Genomic DNA, 22,766 nt, shown 5'->3' on the forward strand with positions numbered 1-22,766 from the left:
GCCTCATCCGCAAGTTCAATCCAAGACAAAGAAACCTGGCAAAAGGGAACAATCAGCCATGATGAAGCTGAAGACCATGACAATTGGATTAAATAAACAATCTCCCCAATCACTCGTCCTCATTGTGATCGGTCGGCATTAGCAATAGGAAAATCCAAGCACTTATCATTAAGGCCATAATTGTTTCTACTACGCCGGGAGACACCTCTGGCAATTGATCCATCGCCCCAATTCTCCATTAGCATATCTGAGCCAAAATCTTTTCAGCGAAAACGTATAAATCTCTAAAGACTATTAACGTTGCAGAGATTTTACTAGCAGCCCTATAACCACCCTGCAATCCTTTGCTTATGCCTTTGAGGCTTGGCCTATTAGAGCGAGCTTATTGCCTTGAATCGAGCCTGACATCCAGCCAAAACACCATTCATATATGCGTCTTAAGGCTAATCAGCTTCTCTGGAGACAACACCTGATGAAAACTACCTCCTTGAGGAACTGGTTGCCAGAGGTGATCAAACCAACTATCCAAACAGAAATCTAGCTATCGGTAAAAACAAATAATATGAGGTATAGATACAGTTGAAAACTAGTGGTTGATTCCTAGTAATGGATCAAGGCTCTGAGGTGAGGAGATTTGTTAAAAGTTGAGTCTTACTGTGCCGTCTAAGCCTCCATGCTGATTAAAAGCCCATGAGTGTGGTTATTACTGCCTTCTTTATCCCATATTGAAGCAATTGATCTTCATAGGCTATTTGCAGACATTTCCTTATCCATGACTGAAGAGACCACGACCAAAAAGGACTGCATCAGCAAAAAGAGCTCAATGCTTGCTTATGGCGTCATTCAGATCACCGCCACCGTTGTTTCCGCAATCTCCCTTGCTGCAATTGCTCTGGGTGTCTGCTCCATCAAGCAAGAAAGCAAGGTATTCAACGGCTGCGTAGAGGAAACCATCGCCACAGGCAGGAGCAATGCGGAGGCAGTTCGCTTCTGCAATGGAGGCAACTGAAAAGAAGCAGTTATTCCTCCTGCGCCTCTAATCCAACCTGGTTCCATTTGAATGAGGAGTCTGAGGACGCAGACACCCTGAAAATGAGTCCTGGACTTGAGGGCAGCCAAAGCGGGTGCCCTTCTTCATGCCAAGGGTTTGCTGTTTTGTTCATTGGGACGAGTTGTGTAGACATAGACAAGTATTGAGACCCTGTTTGGCTAAAGGGTTTTTCATCGATTCTGCAAGGTTCGCTCTACCGCCCAATTAGCTTTGCTGTTGGATAGCAAATGTCATGGCGAGTTCTGATGATGCCAAGCTTCGCCCTCTTCCCAATACAGCTGGCCTGAGTGGGGTACTTGAAGCGGTTGCATTTTTTCGCGATCCAGCCTTCGCACAGAAACGCTTTAAGCGTCACGGGAATGTTTTTGAAACATCACTGCTCGGACAGCCAATGGTGTTCATTCAGGGCGGGCAAGCGATTAGTGATCTGCTCGCTCAACCCAACGCAGTAGAAGGTTGGTGGCCGGAGAGTGTTCGGCAGCTGTTGGGCAGCCATTCGCTGGCTAACCGCAACGGACCCTCCCATCGAGCACGCCGAAGGGTGATAGGCCAACTGTTCTCGGCCTCAGCCCTACAGCGCTACAGCGCTGGCATTATCAACATGGTTCAAGATCTTGCCGAGGAACTACAAACTGCAAAAACAGCTCTGCCTCTCGCAGAGAGAATGCGTCGTTTCGCTTTCTCGGTCATCGCCACGACGGTTCTCGGATTGGAGGGTACTGATCGCGATGAGTTGTTCGTTGATTTCGAGATCTGGACCAGAGCCCTCTTCTCAATACCGATAGCTCTTCCAGGTAGCTCATTTGCCAAAGCGCTTAAAGCACGGGAACGGTTGTTGAAGAGGCTTCAGAAAGTGCTTTTAAAAGCATCGAATGGCAACGGTGGACTTGATCTGCTTGCGGGAGGTCTCGATGAAGCAGGTATTCCTTTAACGGACGAAGACGTAGTGGAGCAGCTTCTGCTTCTTCTGTTCGCGGGCTACGAGACCACGGCTTCTTCGCTCAGCTGTCTGATGCGGGAGCTCCTTCTCAACCCGCAAGTGGAAACGTGGCTGCGAGAGGAAATCGATGGACTTGACTGGCCTCCAGCACCCGAGCAGGCCACCACTGCCTACGACCAGGTCAACGCACCAAAACTGGACGCTGTCGTTTCTGAGGTCATGCGACTCACGCCAGCGGTGGGAGGGTTTTTTCGCCGCACGAAATGCGCCTTGGTAATCGACGGTGTGGAGGTGCCAAAAAACAGTGTGGTACAGGTTGCTCTGGCAGCTTCTAACCGTCATGGTGCTGGCGATCTGGAAGCCTTTCGTCCCCAGCGCCACCTAGATGATGGCTGTTCAGCAACCCTGCTGCCTTTTGGGGGGGGAGAGCGAGTATGCCTAGGCAAACCACTAGCGGAACTTGAAATACGTTTGATGGTGGTCGGCTTGTTTCACCAGTTGCGACTTCACTTGATCCCTGATCAAGACCTCACTCTGCAAATGCTGCCTAGCCCTACACCACGAGATGGCCTGCTAACGAAGGTGCTGTAAAAAACTCCACAGTTGTGCTTGGTTTTGCTGCTGCTTTGCTGAAGATAGTTAAACCCATCAAAACTGAGCAAAAAACCCATGAAACCAATAACCTTGCTTCTTATGGTCTGGGAAAGTACTGAGCAATCATATGCTTAGCAAGCAATTCCCAATACAAGATTTCAACCAATGAATACCAACAGAACCAACTTCCCAAAGAGGATAAGCAAAGGCTTTATCTCATTGACTACCTATCAAAAATGGGTCGTTATTTTACTCGGATGCCTTGTCTTGTCTCAGATTCCAACAGCAATTAATCAAACAGTAGGAACATTTTCAGGCATTAGGTGCCGGAATGCCTTTGTTCGCAGTCGTATACCACTAAGGTAAATACAGCTCCGTAGAGCCAGCTAAGTCAATAAATCAGCTCAAGATCAATAAACTATATATTAACAATTTAAAGCAGTGCCAACATTCCTTAAAAAGCGCATCTCTTTATTCCTAGCATCATCAAGGGAAACGAACTGATTGTCTGAGTTCACAATACTGAGTATCATATCCATAACTTGCAATCTGTCGTTCAACCAAGGCGCCTCATTCCATTTTTGATGGGTAGTTACTTTATCAAAACATAGATTGACAGGCTGGTATTTCTCCTCAGTCTCTATGTGGCGACAAAGCTTCTCCATTCCTTTTTTAGATGCACGAGGTAAGTTATACATTGTTGATTAATGTATCCTGCTGTTGAATATGGCAAGCTTTCTACTGTCAAACTATCAAGCGCGTCTGGATAAACCTCTTTGATTATCTCCTTTTCACTATAGGAGTTATAATCATTATTGAGTATGTTGAGTTGAGAACGGCGAGTTAGCTTGATACTCATTATCTTGCTATATGGCTCCAGTCATCATTCTTTTTTATATCTGGACTGACAAGTAGCTTCAGCCTCAACATCTCCTTCTATTTTACTCTTCTCTTCTCAAATGTTCTACTATAAGCAAAACCTAGCACAAAAAAGAAAATAGGCACGAACGATAACGTCTTCCAGTTATAAGCAATAAAGAGTGCAAATAATAGAAACCCCGAGCAAATACAGAACTTTTGCAATCGACTTTCAAGCCTCATCCGTTTCAACTTCTTTGCTGATTCTAGTTCTCTGCCCCATAGTGGTTGGTTCATAGCAGGTTGTCATAGAAGATCAATCTTGGATGGATACGGAATAGGCACCTAATCCTCACCATACAACTTCTTTGCCTCATCATACATTTCTTTCCATCGGTTCCTCTCCTTCTTGTAATAGACACCATTCATCTTATCTATCTCATCTCGGTATTTCTCCATATCATTTATAAAGAAGGCAAACGCAATGCCAAGCATAAACAGAAGCATTCCTCTAACTCCATCTCCTCCCATTTCCCAACTTGAGAGAGTAATGAATAGTGCAATAACCCCAACCGTCCAAGCGAGACTTCTGCTTCCTCCTTTTTTCCTTTTCAGCAGCACTAATATTCTATCGTTCATTCTTTTATCCTTATCGGCTTGGTTAGTCATATGTATCCATAACCTTTCTCTCGATATCGTAGCCAGCTCTTGCAGCTGATTGGAGATCACTCATTAAGTTGCGCAATCGAATGGGGATTGATGAGGGACCTCGTCTTTGGCACCAAGTTTGGTGCCAAAGAATAAAGCCAGCCTAAGCAAGATTGCATAGACCAATGTCATAGAAATAAAAGAGGGGCCCTCTCAGGCCCCATGGATCATTTGGGTGATAAGGCTGACCTCACCCCATCTCCCTTATTAGGGTCAGGCAGCCACGAGGGCAGGCTGACGGGAGAAACGAACGATGTTGTTCGCAGTTACGGATTTGCTCTTACCGAGCAGGCTTCAGTCACCCTCCTCATACCCCGTCGAAACCATTGCAGCCCCAAGACACCTAAAAGAGGAATGGAGCTGAGCGGAATCGAACCGCTGTCCGAGACACTGGTGTGGATCACCTAGTCCGCCAAAAGGTGGACACTTCCATTCTGACAGGGATGCTGTTCTTTCGCTCAACAACCCGTGGGGTGTAAAAGCTCAATGCAAGCGATCGCCGTACTCCCCCAAGGATTAGAAGAAGAAGGCGCCAAAGAGCTCAACACTCTTGGGGCCAAAGCCGTGCGCCCGCTCAGACGCGCTGCTGCTTTTAAAGCCGACATGGCCTGCTTCTATCGGCTGCATCTCCAAGCGCGCCTGCCATTTCGCCTTCTCAGAGAGATTGCCCAATTCCCTTGCCGAGAGCCAAAAGAGCTCTACGCCGGTGTGCAATCAGCCTTCAACTGGGAGCGCTGGCTGCATCCCTCAATGAGCTTTCGCGTTGATGTCACAGGCAGCGGCCCTGGCCTCACTCACAGCCACTTCACAGCCCTGCAAGTAAAAAATGCGCTAATCGATCTACAACGGCAGCTATGGGGTGAGCGATCTGATATCGATCTGCAAGACCCTGCTCTCTGTTTGCATCTCCATCTCAGTCGAGATTGTGCGGTCCTGAGCTTGGACGGTTCAGCTGGCAGCTTGCACCGCAGGGGCTACCGAGCTGCAGTTGGCGCTGCGCCTCTCAAAGAAAACCTTGCCGCCGGATTGATCAGACTCAGCGGCTGGGATGGCAGCGTGCCCTTAGTTGACCCCCTTTGCGGATCAGGCACCCTGCTGATCGAGGCCGCCAGTATGAAGCTTGGCCTTGCACCAGGGATACAGCGGTCCTTTCTCCTGGAAGGTTGGGCAGATTTCGATCCTCAACTCTGGAGCGAGGAACAAGCACGCGCCAAGCAACGAGAACGCAGAGATCAATCGCTGCCAGTGATCATTGGTTGCGACCGAGACCCCAGCATCACAACACAAGCAAAAGCCAACCTGTCTAAGGCAGGCCTCGACCATCTTGTAGGCATTCAAACCTGTGATTTTCGCGACCTAGAACTGCCAACACAGCCGGGAGTGATGGTCTGCAACCCTCCCTATGGCATCCGAGTTGGCCAAGATGAAAACCTAACCGCTCTCTATGAAAGCCTCGGTCAGTACGCGAAAAAACATGCATCAGGTTGGCAGCTATGGCTGCTGAACGGCAATCCCAGCCTCAGCAGATCACTACAGATGAAAGCGCGTCGGCGGATTCCAGTCAGCAATGGCGGCATCGAATGCCGCTGGCTGAACTACGCCATTCGCTGAACCGCAGAGAAACTTGATCTATCAGCAGCAATCTTCAGATTCCCGGCACTTTTTTAGGCTCCAATCATCCAATAAGGACCAAGAGGTATCAAAGAAAACATCAGCCAGCAATCTGCCAAGCTGTTGCCCTAAAATAAAAGACAAGCTCAACTGGAAAGATGCTTAGCCACCTCTTAACTCCTACCAACCTAGTTATTTTTGCTGTTGCATTTACAATTAAACTTCTTGTGGCTGGCTACGTGATCTTGAAAGTACGCAAAAGAATTGCATGATCACTTGGCTGCTATTAAGAATGATGGTGCGAGGTGATCTTAAAAATAAAGCCCTAGAGCTAAGAAGAAGATAGTTTTCCTTTGGCAATTAACGTCATACATCAAATCTTACTGTGCTTATTTATCCATATTGAATTAACAGCCTGAAGAGCAGAAGCGGTAACTCATTGAAGACTGATTAGATCTGTTCATGATGTTTTGATTTGATGCCATCTTTGCTGATTGTCGACTCTTATACCAAGATTCCAGTCCAAGCAAGAGTGTGCATTGCTATTCAGATGGCTCGAATAACCACTTCGCCACTCGCTGAATCACTTGCGACCGAGCACCGCCCGCGTGGTTTTCGACAAACCCTCCAAGGTTTGTGGCAAATACGGCCCTTTGGCGAGCTGACCACCCATGCGCAGACTCACTCCTGCCAAAACAACATCAAGAACTGCCATAGCCAGCAAACCCTTCATCAGGCTCCAGCCCCAAACCTCCTGCATCCAAAGCACCAAAGCCACTTCCACTGCCAACAGCGCCAGAAGCATCAACGTGCCTCCCATCGCCAGGAAAACGCCTCCACTAATCAAACGGCGTTTCTCTCGATCCACCTCCTGCAAAGCAATACGCACATGCAGATCCATGACTGAAGCAGCAATCGCCGTCACGCGCGCACCCGCTCCTGATCCGCTTGAACGTTGCTCATCGCTCATCAGGACCGCCGACCTCCGGCGAAAATAACTCCAATCAGTACACCGATTCCAGCAGCCATTGCAACAGCAAGCAACGGTCGCTGCCGCACAGGACGTTCAATCCGCGGCCGCAGTGTGCTGTTCAGCTCATCGAGAAGCTGCTCGAGCTGCTTCTCCAATGGCTCCAGGCTGTCGGCCAGATTCCTGGTGCGGTCACCAGCAACCTGAAACAGGTCCTCCAGCTGATCACGCACACCATGGCTCGTCAATCCCGAATGCTGTGAAATCACACGAACCATTTCGTCAAGGCTGCCTCGTGTCGCTTCCAGTGTGTCCCAAGCCAAATCTGGCCAATACTCTTGGATCGTTGGCAACAAGCTTTCAAATCGTTCACGGAACCTCAGTTCAGAGGGATCTGCAGGACGCGAAGGCTCAGTGTTGACTTGGGTCTGTTGATCGCCGGATGCGGAATTCTCTGATTCCATGAATTCCAGACGGTTGATCTCAGCCTAGTTAGGCCTGTGCGAGAGCGAAACCCCCTGCAGCTGGAATGCATCCAAGCCTGCTGCCTGAATACCAACTGCCACTGCAAACATCACCCACCTCCGAGCAGTGACATTGAATAAGCGTCATTGATTTGCAGAGGATCTGACCTGCCCAAACGTTGATCAACAATCCTTGGACATCTCAGAACTCAAAGCATCCTGAGCACTACCCCTTTAAACGAATCGCCCTTTCCAGAACGGCTCCTCTAACAAAGCTTTCGCTCAACTTGCCAGATATGGTGTAGCTATAGCTACTACCATCTCCAGATCTAGTGCGTTACAACTCCTACATGATCACAACTCTGCATTGATGGAGTCTATGAGCAATTCTGTAGCTGAACGTCCAGGGACTTTGCAACCTATCGTTCCTCCTCGCCTAGAGCGCATCCGGCAGCAAATCAGCATCCAAGAGCTTGAACTAAGCCTGGCGCGCCTTGGCTTCACCTCACCAACCTCTAATGAGCTATCTGAAGGAATCTCGAGCTAAAATATATACTCCACCAGCACGACAATCTTGCCTGCATCGATGAGCCAGACTTGCCTCGAATCAACTCCAATATTTGCTTGCTGTCTATAACCACTTAATCAAGCGGATCGATAGCCCTATATCTTTTGCACCCCACACCAAGCAGACTGAAACATCCTTGCTAGCTCTTGATCGTGTTCAAAGAACGTCTAGCAAATACACCAGTTTACTCAAGCCCATGAGCTGACCTCTGGCAACATGATGATGATCTCCTTTAGATCAATCCGCGTGGCTGGCAATCTCGGCAGAGATCCTTCTGGAGTTTTGCCAAGTTTTAGCGGAAGCAAAGGAGATGCAAAAGGTAGTAGAAAAACAAAGAGATGCTAGGCCAAGCGAAGGAATGCCAAAGTTCCATCCAAAAATGATAATTCTAGAGCCTTATAACAATGCAACTTATCCCTAAACTTCTACTCTCCTTCTCAAAATTAGGCCTCAGATCAAATCAACAAGTCTTCCAAGAAAACATTAATTATATTCTCCAGGCACGTCCTGTTTTCTAACAGTCACTCGGTCCACCTTTTGTCCAGAGATACGAAGAAGCTCGTCACCTGAAAATTCATAACCAAGGCCGCTAGCAAGATTTGCTACCTCATCCGCCGTAGAAGCACTTAAGACCTGCTGGCGCAGGTCAGCATCATCCTGCATTTTGACAAGAAAGGCTCGGAGTTGCTCGAGGGACAAAATTTAGAGAACAAAGGCTTCAGGCCATGATATTCAAAACCATCCTGCGATGCTGAAAAGATCACGTTTTACAGGGCAAGGCATTTTGAGCATCCTTTTCAAAGAGACCTTACTTAAATGAGCCCAAATCCCATGCCAAAGCATGGGCAGGCAATGTGATCGCTGGTTAATATGGTGGATACAATAGAGAACCTATATGCGCAGCCGCGAGTACAACATCAATCATTAGTACTGATCAATTGCACTTCTGCTCTTACGAAGAACAGAGGGATGCGAGCCATTAAAGATCTCAAACATCAATACAGTGCTGATTAATACTAGCTCTATTCCTATTACTGATTCAACTAAGATATTGCAATTAGGGTTTTCTCTCTGAATAGATTCGTCCTATTGGAACATCGTGGAGCGCCGAACGATCCGCTCGGATGTCATTTTGATTTGCTCTTGGAAGACGGCCCTTCATGTCGAACCTGGCGATTGCCGCAGATCCCACGATTAGATGGTCCAGCGGTAGAAGCCATTCCTCTCAAAGTCCATCGGCTGGCTTGGCTGGACCATCATGACGCCGCCGTCTCAGGAGGACGCGGTTGGGCTAAACGCATCGTCGGCGGACTGTTCAGCGGCTCTCTGCCGATCAACTGTGAAGATCGCTTGAGTGTGCGCCTGCAAAGCACTGATCTGAAGGGGCACTTGGAGATCGAGCACAGGCTCTGCCGGATCAGATCCGAACCGGGCAGCAACCCTTGAGCTTCAAAGAAAATTCGGTAAACTTGGCTTGCTGAGAGCCCGTGCAACCTGTTGGTTCACATCAATCAGGTTGGGCTTACGCAGTTCAAGTCCTTCGGGGGGTCGATGACCATCCCCCTCGAAGAGGGCTTCACAGTCGTCACAGGCCCCAACGGTTCGGGCAAGAGCAACATCCTCGACGGCGTTCTCTTCTGCCTTGGTCTTGCCACAAGCAGGGGTATGAGAGCAGATCGACTGCCTGATCTTGTCAACAGCCGAATCCTTCGAGCAGGCAAGGCAGCTGAAACCGTGGTGAGCGTGCGCTTCGACCTCAGCGACTGGCAGCCCGATCCAGCCGAGGCAGGTCTGGAGCCACCAGAGGAAGGTCCTTGGATCAAAGCTGATCAAAAAGAGTGGACCGTCACCCGCCGTCTGCGGGTCATGCCTGGCGGCTCCTACAGCACGAGCTACAGCGCCGATGGCGAACCCTGTAACCTGCAGCAACTTCAAACCCAGCTGCGCCGACTGAGGATCGACCCAGAAGGCAGCAATGTTGTGATGCAGGGTGATGTGACCCGCATCGTCTCGATGAGTAACCGCGATCGCCGCGGCCTGATCGACGAACTGGCTGGTGTAGCACTCTTCGACAGCCGCATCGAACAAACTCGCGCCAAGCTCGATGATGTTCAAGAGCGGCAGGAACGCTGCCGGATCGTGGAACAGGAACTGCTGACCACACGGCAACGCCTGGAACGAGACTGCGCTAAAGCCCGCACCTACCAGGAACTCCGGCAGCAACTTCAATTGGGTCGGCAACAGGAACTGATGCTGGCCTTTGAAACAGCCCAGCAAGGTTTGCGTGATCTTCAAGCCCGACAGCAACAGCTTGGGGAGCAAGAGGTACGCGACGCTGCGAACCTCCAAGAGGCCGAAGAAAAGCTCGCCAAGGCCGCCGCCAACCTGAAGACTCTGCAAGAGAACGTGAAGGCCCTCGGCGAAGACCAGTTGCTAGCGGTGCAAGCCGAACTGGCGGGATTGGGAACCCAGGCTCGTGAACTCGAGCGCCAAGCAGAGCAACACCAACATGAAGGTCAGCGCCTCCAAGGCGTTCGCCAAAACCTAAGCAACCGCCGCAATCAACTGCAACAGGAGGCTCACAGTCAGACCGAAGATCCCCATCGCACGGCCTTAGAAGATGCTGAAAAGAACTGCAGAGATGCCGAAGCCGCTGTAGAGGTCTCCCGTCGCCGCCTTGGAGACGTTGCCGGCCGCTCTGGTGCTTGGCTTGAGCAACAACGGCAGCGCAGCTCTCGCCGTCAGGAACTTCAATCCACCCTTACACCACTGCAGCAGGAGCAACAACAACTTCAAGAACGCCTGCGACAAGACGAAGAGCGGCGCGTGGAACTCGAAGCAGAGCAGCAGCGTGACGGCACCGAAGACCAGCAGGTAAAGAAACAACTGGATCAACTCGAACAGGAATGGCAGACACTCCTCCAGAACATCAGCGACAAGAAAGAGCAGGTTCAGCAAGCCGCTGAAGCCCTGGCAGTGCAGCAACGGACCCGCAGTCGACTAGAGCAAGAACAAACCCGCTTGGAAAAAGAGATCGCCCGGCTAGAGAGTCGTCGCGAGACCCTGCAGGAGAGTCGTGGCACTGGAGCTCTAAGGCTGCTGCTTGAAGCCGGTCTGGAAGGCATCCACGGCCCCGTTGCCCAACTTGGGGAGGTAGACGATCGCCACCGACTTGCTTTGGAAGTCGCTGCGGGTGCACGACTCGCTCAAGTCGTCGTAGACGACGATCGCATTGCCGCCAAAGCCATCGAACTGCTCAAAAGAAGGCGAGCCGGCCGGCTCACCTTCTTGCCTCTCAATCGCATCAAAGCACCTGCAGCTAGCAGCAATAGCGCCCTCATGCGAGGCCGAAAGCCTGACAACGCTGATAGCAGCACTGGCCTGATCGGCAAAGCCTTTGAGCTGGTTCGTTTTGAGCCCATTTATGCCGAGGTTTTTGCCTACGTCTTCGGCGAAACTTTGGTCTTTGGCAACCTGAAATCTGCCCGGCTGCAGTTGGGACGAACTCGAGCCGTAACTCTTGATGGAGAACTGCTAGAGAAGAGCGGTGCCATGACAGGCGGCAGTTTTTCCGGTCGTAGCAACAGCCTTAGCTTTGGTAGCAGCAACGAGGGAGATGAGGCCGAACCCCTACGCCGCAGGCTGCTTGAACTTGGAGAAACCTTAGTGGCCTGCCGCAGAGAGGAATCTCTCCTCAGCCAAGTTCTCGAGGAAGCTCGCCCCTGCCTCAGGAATCTTGAACAGCGCCAAGCCGCTCTGGAAGCCGAACGAAGCGCAGCCCGCCGGTCCCATGGCCCCTTGATGGAAAGACGTCATCAACGCTCTCAAAAAGTAAAGGAGCTACAAGCTCATCAAGAACAACAGCAGCAACGACTGAACGCTCTCATCGAAAAGCTCTCTCCCCTCACCCTTGAACTGCAGCAACTTGAACAACATGAGCAGGAAGCCCAAGCGGATGGCGATGCAGAGACCTGGCAACGATTACAAGCGGATCTTGAAACCGCCGATGACGCACTTGGGACAGCCAGAACGAATCGGGATCAATTGCTAACTGCCCAGCAGCATCGCCACCTCGCCCTCGAACGCCTAAGCGATCAACAAAAGGGCCTGGAGGCTGAGGAAAAAAGACTGCAGGAAGCTGTCCAGGCGCTGGCAACTGCCCATGCTCAATGGCGTGACCAGCAGCAAGAACTGCAAACGCGAAGACAAACACTAGAAAGCCAACAACAAGACCTACAGACTCGCTTTGGCGAACAACGGCGCGCCAGGGATGCTGCTGAAGCAGAAGTAGCAAACCAGCGCCAAGGCCTACAAGAGGCCCAGTGGAACCTGGAACGCCTCCGACAGGATCGCCAAGCCCTTGCCGAAGAGCTTCGCAGCGGCGGACTCCGACTCAAAGAACTCCAACAAGCCTTGCCAGACCCTCCCCCGGAGATCCCCGCAGAGCTTCGCAGCGCAGGACTTGAGGCCCTTCAAGCCGATCTGCAGAAGCTTCAAAGCCGTATGGAAGCCCTGGAACCAGTGAACATGCTGGCCCTTGAAGAACTCGAACAACTCGAACAACGCCTCGGGGATCTGGTCGAAAGGCTTGAGGTTCTCTCCCAGGAGCGAGAAGAACTCCTGCTCCGCATCGAGACCGTCGCCACTCTTCGTCAGGAAGCCTTCATGGAAGCTTTTGAAGCAGTTGATGGTCATTTTCGTGACATCTTCGCCAGCCTCTCTGAGGGCGATGGCCACCTGCAACTCGACAACCCTGACGACCCCCTCGAAGGCGGCCTCACCCTGGTAGCACATCCAAAAGGCAAAGCAGTGAGACGCCTTGCGGCTATGTCTGGTGGAGAAAAATCGCTTACGGCGCTCAGCTTTCTGTTTGCTCTTCAGCGCTTCCGCCCCTCTCCCTTCTATGCCCTCGATGAAGTAGACAGTTTCCTTGATGGGGTGAATGTTGAACGCCTTGCAGCTCTGATCGCCCGCCAAGCAGAACAAGCCCAGTTCATGGTTGTGAGCCACCGCCGACCAATGATCGGCGCCTCCAACCGCACCATTGGGGTAACCCAGGCCCGTGGGGCTCACACTCAAGTCGTGGGATTACCCAATGCAGCGTGAGCTGTTTCCTCAAGCCCTTGAGTCAAAATGACTCGATTCGCCCCCTGTTGAGGGCCTGCGTTTGACGACAAACTCATCCCTGAACGATCCACTGGACAAAGTTCCTAGCGACCGCCTCTGGCTGCGCTCCGAGCTCATGGGGACCCACGTGATCACCCGTGATACCGGACGTCGTCTCGGCGTCGTGGGAGAAGTCGTGGTCGACATTGATCGCCGCGAAGTGGTGGCCCTAGGCCTGCGAGACAATCCCCTAACGCGATACCTTCCCGGCCTCCCACGTTGGATGCCACTTGATCGGATCCGTCAGGTGGGGGACGTCATCCTCGTGGATTCCTCTGACTCACTCAAAGAGGGTTTCACCCCAGATCGCTACAGCCGAGTGATCAACTGCCAAGTGATCACAGAATCTGGCCAGCAACTAGGCAGAGTCCTGGGGTTCTCCTTCGACATCGAAACAGGAGAACTCACCACCCTGGTGATTGGAGCAATCGGTGTGCCCTTATTGGGTGAAGGGGTCTTGAGTACCTGGGAGATGCCGGTAGACGAGGTGGTCAGCAGCGGCGCAGACAGGATCATTGTCTATGAAGGCGCAGAAGAGAAGCTCAAGCAACTGAATAGCGGCTTCCTCGAAAAACTCGGAGTTGGCGGCCCCAGCTGGGAAGAACAGGAGCGAGAGCGCTACAGGATGAATCTTGTGCCAGTGGAAAACCAGCTCAACTCAGGACAGCCCACTGAACAGGAACAGCGCCGGCTCCAACCTTCCACCACTCAAACCTTTGAGCCGGAAGAAGAACTTGAATACGTTGAACTTGAAGAGCGTCAACAGGAAGTCCTCCCCCAACAGCGCTATCTCGATGAAACACCCTCAAGCTCCCCAACGCGCTACCGCAATGACAGAGAAGAAAGAATGACCTTCGAAGAACCTCCTGCCTATGAACAAAGGCCAGTCTTCGAAGAATCAGCTGCCTATGAACCAAGACGAACCTTTGAAGATCAACAACCCCAGAGACCAAGACCAGCCTCACGTCGACCTGTTCAGAGCCTTGGTGATCCTCTTGATGTTGAGCCCCTCGACTTTTCAGGACGTGATCAAGCTGGCGGAGACCGAGATGCAGAAGTAGAGGAGACCCCACAGCGACGTCATGGCACCGAACTGGACGACCCTTGGTGACCTTCGATTCAAATCAAACCTCTACCTCCTCGGAAAAATCAAGCGAAGCGCTGTTCACGCAGTACCTCTGACCGGTAGGGGCTGGTCCGTCGTTAAAGACATGGCCCAGATGAGCCCCACAACGAGCACAGTTGATCTCAGTACGCTCCATTCCATGACTCGTGTCCCGATGGGTGGTAATCGCACCTGCCTTGACTCCATCCGAAAAGCTCGGCCAACCAGTGCCTGAATCGAATTTTGTCGCTGAGCTGAAGAGTGGAGCTCCACAACAGACACAGCAATACATCCCTGCTGCCTTGTGGTTCCAATAAGCACCTGTAAATGCTCGTTCTGTGCCTCCCTTACGGGCAACCTGATACTGCTCACGAGTCAACCTGGCCTGCCATTCTTCAGGGCTGAGCTTGATCCAATCCACTGAATCGGAAGCGGAGGAATCAGACCTGGACATGGAAGGGAAAAGAAAGAGGACCTGCAAGACCCTAAACAGCCTTCGAATCTAAAAAGCACCGAGAGCTTTCGGCAGCAAACGACGCACCTGCTGAACCAGAGCAGACACAGCCCCAGGTTGCCCACGCAGGCTGCGCAGATCCTCGCGCAGCCCCCTGAGCCGTTCAGGAGATTCCAGCCAAGCTGACGCCTCATGAGCAATGTCCTGTGGCGAAATTGAGCCCACTCGCTCCGGAACCACCATGCGTCCAGCAGAAATATTGGGCCAAGCCAGGAATCCATGGCGACGCAGCCGCCATGCACTGAGCAAGACACCAATGCACCAACGCAATCCAGGGAGCCTAGCCAGCAAACCAATCCAGCCATCCCATGCCTGCATCACAGCCAAATGCTGGGTGGGCACGATCACAATCATTGGCAAACCAAGCGCCCCCAATTCGGCCGTATTTGCCCCCACAGTGGTGAGAGCTAAATCACATTGGCTCAAGGGACCATGCGCAGGATGGTCCTCTTGGAGATAGATGACCGTGCCGGCCCTGGTGATCAATCTTCGCCAAGGCTGATCAAGCTCAGCTGGCCTGACCATGGCAATGGCTGAGCGATAGGCAGCAGCAATCGGATTGCTCGAACTCATAAAGCTTTCCAACTCCTTCACGCTTGTGGTGGGTGCAACAGGAAGCAAAAACCGACATCCAGGTCGCAGCCGAGCCAATTGATCAGCCGCCTCCAAAAGGAAAGGAACACCCACGCAGAGCTTGGCCCGTTTAGACCCCGGCAATAAAGCCACCCAGTCGCCTTGTGGCAGCGGAGCTTCAGCTCTTGCAAGACAAGACAAATCCGCCATCAGGTCTCCCACCACAGTGCAACGGTCCCGGAAACGACGTGGCAGCTGATCCCGCACTTTGGGAGACATCGCAGCAATGCAGTCATTCCAACGAGGCCAGCGGGCCACCCACTCGGCGTAGGTGAGATGGCGGTAGCCCAAGCGGCCTGAAAGAAGCACGCTCCAGAACTGATCTCCACCCAGGAAAACGACCACTCCTTGGCGAGGCCACGGCCCATAGCGTCGGGGAAAGAACAACAAATTCCAAAACTGATTTGCTGGCGTGATCTGCTCAAACTGAATCCATCGCCTAGCCGCATCAGCCTCCTGTCCTGTGGCATTCGGGCAAGGCACCAACACCAGCCTCAGGTCAATAGGCGAGCTTGCAGCGCGAGGACGCATCAAAATGCTGCGATGCAAGCTCTCAGCAATGGGCCTAACCCAAGTCGCTAGTTCCCCTGGACCATTGGAAACCAGAACAACCGCCAGCGAAGTGTCCGGAATGACAGCTGGAGGGAGTGAGGTCAAGTTGTAAGGAAAAAATGCGGATGGCGAGACTTGAACTCGCAAGGCCGAAGCCACACGCCCCTCAAACGTGCGTGTCTACCAATTCCACCACATCCGCGTGGCCGACTCAACCTCGCGGGCTTCGTCGATGGAGGATCATACCGGCCAATGGTCCAACGTTTTGCAAAGTGGCCTGGCAAGGAGCGCTGATACGATCCGCCCAAAGCCTGATTACTGCGGGATGACCATCGGCAAGGTGCTGATCGCCAACCGCGGCGAAATTGCCCTCAGAATTCTGCGTAGCTGCAGAGAGCTGAATATCCCCACAGTGGCTGTTTACAGCACAGTGGATCGCAATGCGCTGCATGTTCAACTTGCTGATGAAGCCGTCTGCGTTGGCGAGGCCCCTAGCAGCAAGAGCTATCTCAATGTCCCCAATATCCTCGCGGCTGCAACCTCCCGCGGGGTCGATGCAATTCATCCTGGCTATGGATTTCTAGCCGAAAACGATCGATTCGCCGAAATCTGTCGTGACCATGGCATCACCTTTGTCGGTCCTTCACCCCATGCAATCCGCTCCATGGGAGACAAGTCGACCGCTAAGGCGACCATGCAACAAGTCGGTGTTCCGACTGTGCCAGGTAGCGAGGGCTTGCTCGCCAGTCCAGAAGAAGCAGCTGAGCTGGCGAAGGGAATGGGCTACCCAGTGATGATCAAAGCCACCGCAGGTGGGGGTGGCCGCGGCATGCGCCTGGTCACCACGCCAGACCAACTGGAAAACCTCTTCAAGGCCGCCCAAGGAGAGGCCGAAGCAGCCTTCGGCAATCCTGGGCTCTACATGGAGAAATTCATTGACCGGCCCCGTCACGTCGAAGTGCAGATCCTGTCGGATCGACACGGCAACGTCATCCACCTCGGCGAGCGTGACTGCTCCATTCAGCGACGTCATCAAAAACTGTTGGAAGAATCCCCCAGCCCAGCCCTCACCCCCGAATTACGCCTGCGCATGGGTGAGGCTGCGGTGGCCGCCGCAAGGAGCATCAACTACGAAGGCGCTGGAACCGTGGAATTCCTCCTTGATCGCAAGGGTGACTTTTACTTCATGGAAATGAACACCCGTATTCAGGTTGAGCATCCCGTCACAGAAATGGTGACAGGCATTGATTTGATCGCAGAACAACTGCACATCGCCGGAGGCGATCCCATCAGCATCAAACAAGAGGACATCCAACTAAGAGGCCATGCCATCGAGTGTCGAATCAATGCTGAAGACTCCACCCACAACTTCCGCCCGTCACCAGGGCAAATCACAGGCTGGTTACCACCAGGAGGACCAGGAGTACGCATCGACAGCCACGTCTATACCGGCTACGACATACCGCCTTTCTACGATTCATTGATTGGCAAGGTGATCGCCTGGGGGCATAACCGAGACGCGGCACTCAAACGAATGAAAAGAGCACTCAATGAATGTGCTGTCACAGGCATCCCCACAACAGTTGCATTCCATCTCGAACTGCTCAATCGGGAAGAATTTCTGAGAGGAGATGTTCACACCAAATTTGTCGAACAGGACATGCTCGACTGAAATTCCTTCGCTCAATCTCAAGCAATGGCCTGGCTCTTAAGCAGCATCTGAGAGAGCAGTCCTTGCTGGCCAACCAACAACTCCCTCAACAAACTAATCAATCCAGCCCATATCACGGGAGTGACATCCACTCCACCAATGGGAGCCACCACACGGCGGGTCATCGCCAAAAGAGGCTCCGTAGGCCAACTCACCAAAGGCCAAAACCCCTCGCTGAGCTTCACCTGGGGATACCAAGAGAGCACGATCCGAAAGATAAATGTCAGCGTCCAAAACGCAAGCGCAAAGGCCAGAACCAGATGCAGCGTTGGCAACGCTTGAAGCAGAACTGGTGTCACAAAGCTCAAAGCATCAGCAGTTCCATCGTAGAAAGTCACCCCTGATCATTAAGATCATGATGGCCTCGCCCAAGTCAGAACCACTGCTATGACCGCTTCTCTCGCCAATTATCTAAGCAGCCTCGTTTGGGCCGCAGTAATCGTGGTAATACCAGCTGCCGTTGCCCTTGTGTTGATCAGTCAAAACGACCAGATGTATCGCAAGTGATCGGGTTGACCGAAACTTCAAAGCACCCTTGGCGCACTTCGTAGACTGAGCCCAACGAGGTTGGTTTTCAACCTTCTGTTCAGGCGTTTTCAGGGGGCGCAATTGTGGTCAATGCCAGTCTTAACTGGGGCAGCATTGTTGGAATCGTGCTTGCAGTAGGCGGTGCTCTGCTGTATTTCATGCGATCGTTCAAGCCTGCCTTAGCACGCGACTACGACGTCTTTTTCGCAGCCATCGGCCTCCTTTGTGGAGGAGTTTTCTTTTTTCAGGGGTGGCGCCTAGATCCGATCCTGCAGTTCGGCGTGTTCCTGCTAGCCGGAACCACAATGTTTTTCGCCTACGAAAGTGTCAGGTTGAGAGGCGTAGCTGTCGAGGGGGCTCGGCGTTCCTCCTATTTCGATGATGAACCAGCCCCGCCTATCAACCAGGGTCGAGGCGGTGGCCTAAGGGGTGGCTGGGATGAACCCTACGACCGCTTTGAGGAACCCCAACCAGTTCGAAGACGCTTCTCCAGTCGAGACAACGACGATGCTGATCGCCCTCAAGAAGACTTATACCGACCTCGCAGAACCACAAGAGCTGCAATACCAGAACAAGCAGCCAGCCGTCGCCGCAACAAGGAGGAAGAGTCCTGGGGCGAAGACTCAGAACGCTCTCGTCGCATGGCCCGATTCGGCCGCCAGGATGATGAACAAAACAATCGTCCTGACTTTGGAGAACGGCGCAATGTTCGCCAAGATCAGCGCCGGGGCAGCCGTCCCTCAGCCAATCAACAAACCACCAATCGAACCCAATTAAGCAACGAGCCAAGGCCTACGACTAGAGGGGTCTACGCCTCATCAAGAAAACCTGGTGTACCTCAGGGGTCTCAGATTCGTCCCGAGGCTGAAGATGCGGCCTACTCTCCTGCAAAGTCCAGGTCGACGGGATCCAGGCCCACAGCATCAAAACCCTCCCGACCCCAAGGCAATCCCTCAGCCACCAGAACAGAAGCCGCGCCTCCTTCATCATCAATGCCTGAGCCAAGACGCTCAGCTCCGCGAAGTTCAAGACCACGCGACAACAGTTCCCGTTTTGACGACTGAAGCCCATTGCCAACAACCTGCAGCAACTGATCCTGCTTTTGGGGTGCCTGGGCCTTGGGAGCTGCATCAATTCGATTGAGAGAGCACCAGGTGGCCTGCTTCAGCGCAGCCAGCAAGACCCTGCCCTCAGCGGCAATGGCGAAATGCTGGCAGTGATCGTCGATCAGCGAGGCCGGCCAACCGTTCAGCTCCGTGATCTTAGAGACGGAAAAATCCTGCCACTACGCCATTTCTCCCGTCACCAACCTCACAGTTCTCCCTCCCTGAGCTGGAATGGACGTTATCTGGCAGTGATCACGCAAAAAGGCAATCGTCGCCTAACGATCATTGAAGACCGTCTAACCGGAAGAATCCACCCGCTTCCCCTACCGGGGGGGAGAGATCCTGTGAGCCTCAGCCTGTCACCAGATGCACGCCAGTTAGCTCTGCAAGTAGCCGATCAGGGCCATTGGCGCGTCGAGCTCTTCGATCTATCCCAAATCCTTGAACCAGATCAAATTAGAGGGCAGAAGCGCTCAACTCCAACTCAAGAGGGTAGACCTTGAAATATGGGCTCTTACGAGATCTGCCGAGTTGGCTTGTCACTCTGCTTATTTGCTTTGGGCTGGTTGCTTGCGGAAGAGAAGCATTGAGGCCACTCCAAAGCATCAATCGCTCACTGCTCCAATCCGCTAACAGTCGTCGCCACCCGGCCCTTGGCAATCGTTGGTTGGCCACTCTGGCCAACCATCAAGGAAAAGAAAGAATTGAATTGATCAACCTACGAAGCCGTAGACCAGTACTACTTCCAGGCCTGAATCGACCTGATGCTCAGCCAATCAGTGTGAGCGTGAATGCCAATGGCGAACGCCTGGCGCTTGTAAGACAGCGTGACGACCAAACCGAACTGTTGCTCTATTACCGCAGTATGGGTACTGTTCATCTGCTTGAACTCAGCGCCAAAGGGATCCCTCGCCATGTGATTCTGGATGGCAAGGGTCGACTTCTAGCAGTTCAAGTCAGCCGAGATGGTCGTTGGGATGTGGACCTAATCCGTTTGCCAAGCTGATTAGACAACCCAATCACTCAGGACACCAAACCGGCCCAATGCACGAAGGTGTCGTGACTCACCACTTCGATGAGCAGCACAGCGGCCAATCCAATCATCGCGAAACGCCCATTGACCCGTTCTGCATAGGCACTCCAACCAAAAGCGGGGGGATCTCCCGTAGTCGCACTATTGATGGGTGGCTGGACCTCTGAACTTTCAGAACCCTGCTCGGATCCCTCGAAGACAGCCTGTTCGCTTGGAAGGTCCTGATCGCCTGGAAGGTTTTGCTTTGTTGAGGTCATCAAACCTGCTCAGGATCAATCAAAGTCATAGCTTGCGGAAGGGATCAAACGCCAGCTTCCATCTCCCACAAGTTGCAGCACGGAGTCGTGGAATTCGATCAGAGTAGGACGGTGACCGACACTGATGACAGCCAAATCACGATCCTTTAGCAGCTTGTAGAGATGCTTTTCGAGCTTGACATCCAAAGCACTCGTAGCTTCATCAAGAACAACAAAACGAGGCGCATTCAATAGCAGCCGCCCAAAAGCCAGGCGCTGCTGTTCTCCAAGAGAAAGGATCCGCGGCCAATCTTGTTTGACATCAAGATTGGGATAGCGCTCAATCATCTGATCAAGCTTGACCTCCTCCAAAACTGCTTTCAATTGATCATCGCTGAAACGATCCTCCTCAGCTGGATAACAAAGCTGCTCGCGCAATGTACCTAGCAGCATGTAGGGCTTCTGAGGGATGAATAAAAGTTCCCCAGCAGCTGGTCGCTGCAATTCACCATCACCAGAACCAGGCCAGAGCCCACTGACAAGGCGCAGGAAGGATGTTTTTCCGCAGCCCGATGGACCTACCACCAGCAGACGCTGCTGCTCCTCGAGGCTGAGACTGAGATCTCGGATCAGCATCCTGTCGCTGCCAGGCGGCGTGAGATTCACGTGACTAAGCAGAAGTCGATTTCCGCCAACCACATTTGACACCTTGGGCTTACCAGGCAACCCATCTTCATTGCGTGCACCAATCTCTTCTACCCGACCCTGAAACCCCTCTAGTCGAGAAATACTGGCCGAGAAAGCAGCAAGCCGATCGATGTTATTAACGATATAACTCACGGAAAATAAAACCTGGGAAAAGGCAATGCTGGCTTGCCCAAATACACCAAAATCAACCTCTCTAGCAAAATAGATCGGTGCGATCACCAGCCAGGGAAGAAAGCGCGAGAAGTAATCATAAGAGCGCTGGATAACGCTAATCAGGGCTTCCCAAATAATCAACCTGTCGTAATTCCTTATAGCCCCATCGAGACGCCTATTAGCCTCGACACCCTCCTGAGCTTCACCACCATAAAATGCAATCGACTCAGCATTATCTCTTATATGAACCAAGCCATATCTGAAATCAGCCTCCAACTTCAACTGCTGATAATTCAGAGCCACCAAACGTCGACTGGCAAAAACGATTAATGACGTTCCAATCACTGAATAAGCAAGCAACAGTAAAGCCAGATTCCCATTTATATTCCATAAGACAATAATAAAACTCACGAATGTAAGAAGAGCAGAGATTACCTCCACCAGAACACTCAAGCTTGTCCCAGTAAAACTACGAGTATCATCAGAAATTCGCTGGTCAGGATTATCAATTTCAGGCGAAGATTCATCATTTGGGTTAAGAATATAGTAAGCACGATTAGAAAGGTAGCGCATCAGCAGCCGGCCACTAAGCCATTCTCTCCACATCAGCCCAAGCTTGGGAATCAGATAACTCTGAAAGGCACGTATAGGAAGCGCCAATACCAAACAAAAAGCATAAATAGCAACAATCTTCCAAAAACCATCCCGGTCATAAGCAACCAAGGTGTTGTCCACATTGCGAGCAACGAAACTGATGCCAACGTTGATTCCGTTAATCACCAGAATCATTAACGAGATCACGCCCAGCAGCAGCCAAGGCAACCAACGTCCTTCGCGGAGCTTGCCGCGTAAGGCGATGAAACATCCAGCGCCCAACATCATGAGACCGATGAGCAGCGGCCCAATCCATCCGTCCCAAATCGATGCCAGCCGCTCCGGCACGCCTGGGAGGAATCGATCCTGCATGGCAGGGATCAGCTCACCACTGAGAGCTAAAGCTCCCGTCAACAACAGCAAGGTGACGCCGACTACCAGTACTAGCAGAGCAATCACCAGCAACAGGAATTGCCAAGTGCGAGTTTCCTCAACTGGAAGGAAGTAAGGCTGCGCTAGTCGTTGCAGCTTGCCGAGCTGGCTAGAAAGCCCCTTGGAAGTTCCCTTGCTGTTGGTGGTTGTCATGGCGTCATTCTTGCCAGTTCAAGCCTCAACCGGGAGGCCAGGCCAGCGGACGGCCACCTATCACATGAACATGAAGATGAAAAACGGTCTGCCCTGCCTCAAGACCACTATTGATCACGGTGCGAAAGTCATCAAGGCCCTCCTGCTTGGCCACCCTGGCTGCCACCAGCAGCAAATGCCCCAGCAACTCCGAGTCCGTGGAATCAGCAGCCCGCAGGCTTTCCAGCGGCTTGCGGGGGATCACCAGCAAATGAACCGGGGCCTGAGGCTGAATATCGCGAAAAGCCAGACATCTCTCATCGCTATAAACCTCATCACAAGGAATCTCACCGCGAAGCATCTGGCCAAAAATAGTGTCACCAGCCATTGAGTCACAGT

At 52.3% G+C, this 22,766-nt stretch carries 23 protein-coding genes and 1 tRNA gene; 13 read left to right on the forward strand and 11 right to left on the reverse strand.

Going from position 1 to position 22,766, the window contains the following annotated elements; all coding sequences use genetic code 11:
- Positions 1-772: 772 nt before the first annotated feature.
- Both SIB68_RS07270 and SIB68_RS07275 read left to right on the forward strand, forming a co-directional pair.
- Positions 773-1,009, forward strand: a complete 237-nt coding sequence (locus SIB68_RS07270) for a hypothetical protein (protein ID WP_041384596.1) — start codon at positions 773-775, stop codon at positions 1,007-1,009.
- Between the two features lie 274 nt (positions 1,010-1,283).
- Positions 1,284-2,582: a cytochrome P450 gene (locus SIB68_RS07275; RefSeq protein ID WP_063399177.1), complete on the forward strand. Its 1,299-nt coding sequence runs from the start codon at positions 1,284-1,286 to the stop codon at positions 2,580-2,582.
- Positions 2,583-3,788: 1,206 nt separating this feature from the next.
- Here the strand turns inward: SIB68_RS07275 and SIB68_RS07280 are convergent.
- Positions 3,789-4,112, reverse strand: coding sequence for a hypothetical protein (locus tag SIB68_RS07280; protein ID WP_155724866.1), 324 nt, complete (start codon positions 4,110-4,112; stop codon positions 3,789-3,791).
- Between the two features lie 201 nt (positions 4,113-4,313).
- On the opposite strand from SIB68_RS07280, the gene SIB68_RS07285 reads away from it, so the two are divergent.
- Together SIB68_RS07285 and SIB68_RS07290 are read left to right on the forward strand one after the other, a co-directional pair.
- Entirely contained in the window at positions 4,314-4,559 is a 246-nt protein-coding gene (locus SIB68_RS07285; RefSeq protein WP_328586770.1) for a hypothetical protein, read from the forward strand.
- Positions 4,560-4,637: 78 nt separating this feature from the next.
- Positions 4,638-5,762, forward strand: coding sequence for a THUMP domain-containing class I SAM-dependent RNA methyltransferase (locus SIB68_RS07290; RefSeq protein ID WP_063399180.1), 1,125 nt, complete (start codon positions 4,638-4,640; stop codon positions 5,760-5,762).
- Positions 5,763-6,345: 583 nt separating this feature from the next.
- Here the strand turns inward: SIB68_RS07290 and SIB68_RS07295 are convergent.
- Together SIB68_RS07295 and SIB68_RS07300 are read right to left on the reverse strand one after the other, a co-directional pair.
- Entirely contained in the window at positions 6,346-6,732 is a 387-nt protein-coding gene (locus tag SIB68_RS07295; RefSeq protein ID WP_063399181.1) for a phage holin family protein, read from the reverse strand.
- Positions 6,732-7,196, reverse strand: coding sequence for a DUF883 family protein (locus tag SIB68_RS07300; RefSeq protein WP_011825011.1), 465 nt, complete (start codon positions 7,194-7,196; stop codon positions 6,732-6,734). Before SIB68_RS07300 ends, SIB68_RS07295 begins: the two co-directional genes overlap by 1 nt.
- A 379-nt stretch (positions 7,197-7,575) precedes the next feature.
- Between SIB68_RS07300 and SIB68_RS07305 the strand changes: the two genes are divergently transcribed.
- Positions 7,576-7,743, forward strand: coding sequence for a hypothetical protein (locus SIB68_RS07305; protein WP_155724867.1), 168 nt, complete (start codon positions 7,576-7,578; stop codon positions 7,741-7,743).
- Between the two features lie 504 nt (positions 7,744-8,247).
- On the opposite strand, the gene SIB68_RS07310 is transcribed toward SIB68_RS07305, so the two are convergent.
- Positions 8,248-8,463, reverse strand: a complete 216-nt coding sequence (locus SIB68_RS07310) for a Nif11-like leader peptide family natural product precursor (protein ID WP_063399182.1) — start codon at positions 8,461-8,463, stop codon at positions 8,248-8,250.
- A gap of 390 nt (positions 8,464-8,853) precedes the next feature.
- Between SIB68_RS07310 and SIB68_RS07315 the strand changes: the two genes are divergently transcribed.
- From SIB68_RS07315 to SIB68_RS07325, 3 genes are all read left to right on the forward strand, one after another.
- On the forward strand, positions 8,854-9,210 hold the full coding sequence (locus SIB68_RS07315) for a hypothetical protein (protein ID WP_063399183.1): 357 nt from the start codon (positions 8,854-8,856) through the stop codon (positions 9,208-9,210).
- A gap of 51 nt (positions 9,211-9,261) precedes the next feature.
- Positions 9,262-12,870: a chromosome segregation protein SMC gene (gene smc / locus SIB68_RS07320; RefSeq protein WP_063399184.1), complete on the forward strand. Its 3,609-nt coding sequence runs from the start codon at positions 9,262-9,264 to the stop codon at positions 12,868-12,870.
- A gap of 61 nt (positions 12,871-12,931) precedes the next feature.
- The gene (locus SIB68_RS07325) at positions 12,932-14,041 is read left to right on the forward strand and encodes a PRC-barrel domain-containing protein (protein ID WP_063399185.1); all 1,110 of its coding nucleotides are present in this window, start codon (positions 12,932-12,934) and stop codon (positions 14,039-14,041) included.
- Between the two features lie 13 nt (positions 14,042-14,054).
- Here the strand turns inward: SIB68_RS07325 and msrB are convergent, their stop codons facing one another.
- The 3 genes from msrB to SIB68_RS07340 all read right to left on the reverse strand — a co-directional run bounded on the left by msrB (position 14,055) and on the right by SIB68_RS07340 (position 15,936).
- Positions 14,055-14,489, reverse strand: a complete 435-nt coding sequence (gene msrB, locus SIB68_RS07330) for a peptide-methionine (R)-S-oxide reductase MsrB (protein ID WP_063399186.1) — start codon at positions 14,487-14,489, stop codon at positions 14,055-14,057.
- A 48-nt stretch (positions 14,490-14,537) separates the two neighbouring features.
- Positions 14,538-15,839: a hypothetical protein gene (locus SIB68_RS07335; protein ID WP_063399187.1), complete on the reverse strand. Its 1,302-nt coding sequence runs from the start codon at positions 15,837-15,839 to the stop codon at positions 14,538-14,540.
- Positions 15,840-15,854: 15 nt separating this feature from the next.
- Positions 15,855-15,936: transfer RNA gene (locus tag SIB68_RS07340), tRNA-Leu, on the reverse strand.
- A 123-nt stretch (positions 15,937-16,059) separates the two neighbouring features.
- Here SIB68_RS07340 and accC point away from each other — a divergent pair.
- A complete protein-coding gene (accC, locus tag SIB68_RS07345) occupies positions 16,060-17,406 on the forward strand; it encodes an acetyl-CoA carboxylase biotin carboxylase subunit (RefSeq protein WP_063399205.1) in 1,347 nt (448 codons plus the stop codon).
- A gap of 17 nt (positions 17,407-17,423) precedes the next feature.
- Here accC and SIB68_RS07350 read toward each other — a convergent pair whose 3' ends face one another.
- Positions 17,424-17,744 carry a YggT family protein gene (locus tag SIB68_RS07350; RefSeq protein ID WP_063399206.1) on the reverse strand — a complete coding sequence of 107 codons (321 nt, stop codon included), beginning with the start codon at positions 17,742-17,744 and terminating at the stop codon, positions 17,424-17,426.
- Positions 17,745-17,832: 88 nt separating this feature from the next.
- Between SIB68_RS07350 and psbX the strand changes: the two genes are divergently transcribed.
- From psbX to SIB68_RS07370, 4 genes are all read left to right on the forward strand, one after another.
- Positions 17,833-17,952 (forward strand): photosystem II reaction center X protein, encoded by a 120-nt coding sequence (psbX, locus tag SIB68_RS07355; RefSeq protein ID WP_011130957.1) that lies wholly within the window; start codon positions 17,833-17,835, stop codon positions 17,950-17,952.
- A 104-nt stretch (positions 17,953-18,056) separates the two neighbouring features.
- Positions 18,057-19,037, forward strand: coding sequence for a Ycf66 family protein (locus SIB68_RS07360; RefSeq protein WP_063399188.1), 981 nt, complete (start codon positions 18,057-18,059; stop codon positions 19,035-19,037).
- A gap of 38 nt (positions 19,038-19,075) precedes the next feature.
- Positions 19,076-19,582: a hypothetical protein gene (locus SIB68_RS07365; protein ID WP_155724868.1), complete on the forward strand. Its 507-nt coding sequence runs from the start codon at positions 19,076-19,078 to the stop codon at positions 19,580-19,582.
- The gene (locus SIB68_RS07370; RefSeq protein ID WP_063399190.1) at positions 19,579-20,085 is read left to right on the forward strand and encodes a hypothetical protein; all 507 of its coding nucleotides are present in this window, start codon (positions 19,579-19,581) and stop codon (positions 20,083-20,085) included. The genes SIB68_RS07365 and SIB68_RS07370 overlap by 4 nt, the downstream gene beginning before the upstream one ends.
- A gap of 17 nt (positions 20,086-20,102) precedes the next feature.
- Here the strand turns inward: SIB68_RS07370 and SIB68_RS07375 are convergent, their stop codons facing one another.
- The 3 genes from SIB68_RS07375 to SIB68_RS07385 form a co-directional block, all read right to left on the reverse strand.
- Positions 20,103-20,261 (reverse strand): chlorophyll a/b-binding protein, encoded by a 159-nt coding sequence (locus tag SIB68_RS07375; RefSeq protein WP_063399207.1) that lies wholly within the window; start codon positions 20,259-20,261, stop codon positions 20,103-20,105.
- Positions 20,262-20,384: 123 nt separating this feature from the next.
- Positions 20,385-22,388, reverse strand: coding sequence for an ABC transporter ATP-binding protein/permease (locus tag SIB68_RS07380; RefSeq protein ID WP_063399191.1), 2,004 nt, complete (start codon positions 22,386-22,388; stop codon positions 20,385-20,387).
- 25 nt (positions 22,389-22,413) lie between these two features.
- Positions 22,414-22,755, reverse strand: a complete 342-nt coding sequence (locus SIB68_RS07385; RefSeq protein WP_063399192.1) for a histidine triad nucleotide-binding protein — start codon at positions 22,753-22,755, stop codon at positions 22,414-22,416.
- Between the last annotated feature and the right edge of the window lie 11 nt (positions 22,756-22,766).

Origin of the sequence: Prochlorococcus sp. MIT 1323 (assembly GCF_047304905.1) — a bacterium.
GTDB lineage: Bacteria > Cyanobacteriota > Cyanobacteriia > PCC-6307 > Cyanobiaceae > Prochlorococcus > Prochlorococcus marinus_D.

What these genes read in the sequence shown, in the direction of transcription:
- SIB68_RS07300 (WP_011825011.1), bottom strand. Translation starts at nt 7,196, where the DNA reads ATGGAATCAGAGAATTCCGCATCCGGCGATCAACAGACCCAAGTCAAC.
- SIB68_RS07295 (WP_063399181.1), bottom strand. Translation starts at nt 6,732, where the DNA reads ATGAGCGATGAGCAACGTTCAAGCGGATCAGGAGCGGGTGCGCGCGTG.
- SIB68_RS07305 (WP_155724867.1), top strand. Translation starts at nt 7,576, where the DNA reads ATGAGCAATTCTGTAGCTGAACGTCCAGGGACTTTGCAACCTATCGTT.
- SIB68_RS07380 (WP_063399191.1), bottom strand. Translation starts at nt 22,388, where the DNA reads ATGACAACCACCAACAGCAAGGGAACTTCCAAGGGGCTTTCTAGCCAG.
- msrB (WP_063399186.1), bottom strand. Translation starts at nt 14,489, where the DNA reads ATGTCCAGGTCTGATTCCTCCGCTTCCGATTCAGTGGATTGGATCAAG.
- SIB68_RS07285 (WP_328586770.1), top strand. Translation starts at nt 4,314, where the DNA reads ATGGATCATTTGGGTGATAAGGCTGACCTCACCCCATCTCCCTTATTA.
- SIB68_RS07270 (WP_041384596.1), top strand. Translation starts at nt 773, where the DNA reads ATGACTGAAGAGACCACGACCAAAAAGGACTGCATCAGCAAAAAGAGC.
- SIB68_RS07280 (WP_155724866.1), bottom strand. Translation starts at nt 4,112, where the DNA reads ATGACTAACCAAGCCGATAAGGATAAAAGAATGAACGATAGAATATTA.
- psbX (WP_011130957.1), top strand. Translation starts at nt 17,833, where the DNA reads ATGACCGCTTCTCTCGCCAATTATCTAAGCAGCCTCGTTTGGGCCGCA.
- accC (WP_063399205.1), top strand. Translation starts at nt 16,060, where the DNA reads ATGACCATCGGCAAGGTGCTGATCGCCAACCGCGGCGAAATTGCCCTC.
- SIB68_RS07290 (WP_063399180.1), top strand. Translation starts at nt 4,638, where the DNA reads ATGCAAGCGATCGCCGTACTCCCCCAAGGATTAGAAGAAGAAGGCGCC.
- SIB68_RS07275 (WP_063399177.1), top strand. Translation starts at nt 1,284, where the DNA reads ATGGCGAGTTCTGATGATGCCAAGCTTCGCCCTCTTCCCAATACAGCT.
- SIB68_RS07385 (WP_063399192.1), bottom strand. Translation starts at nt 22,755, where the DNA reads ATGGCTGGTGACACTATTTTTGGCCAGATGCTTCGCGGTGAGATTCCT.